The organism is Thermococcus sp. MAR1, assembly GCF_012027305.1.
In the GTDB taxonomy this organism is placed as follows: domain Archaea; phylum Methanobacteriota_B; class Thermococci; order Thermococcales; family Thermococcaceae; genus Thermococcus.
In genome coordinates this window covers 1-389 of sequence record NZ_SNUF01000045.1, presented here as the reverse complement: position 1 = coordinate 389, position 389 = coordinate 1, and the positions used below count along the sequence as shown (strand labels likewise).

The 389-nt window shown below is 55.5% G+C and carries 1 protein-coding gene; it reads right to left on the bottom strand.

Going from position 1 to position 389, the window contains the following annotated elements; all coding sequences use genetic code 11:
* The coding region (locus E3E25_RS11465; protein WP_304940873.1) for a 3-oxoacyl-[acyl-carrier-protein] synthase III C-terminal domain-containing protein at window positions 1-389 on the bottom strand (389 nt) is incomplete at both ends.

Here is a 389-nt window from a genome sequence, read left to right as displayed (position 1 = left end):
GAGCGAGGTCGCGCTTCTCCTCTATGGCGTCCTGAACGACTATGCTGAAGGCGTCGCTTCCGGCTCCGGAACCAAAGCTTACCCACAGAATCCTGTCCCCGGGCTTGGCGATGTCGAGAACGGCAGAAACACCGACCATCGTGGCGCCGCTGTATGTATTTCCGATTATTCCAGTGAGCAGTCCCGGGAGGACTTTCTCCTTCGGAATTCCAAGTATCTTCGCGACGGTAAGCGGGAATTTGACGTTTGGCTGGTGGAAAACAGCATAGTCAAAGTCGTTAACGGTTAAACCGAGCTCCTCCATCAGGGTCTTGGCGGCGTTGATTATGTGGTGGAAGTAAGCCGGCTCTCCGGTGAACCTGTTTCCGTGCCTCGGATAGTGCTCGTGC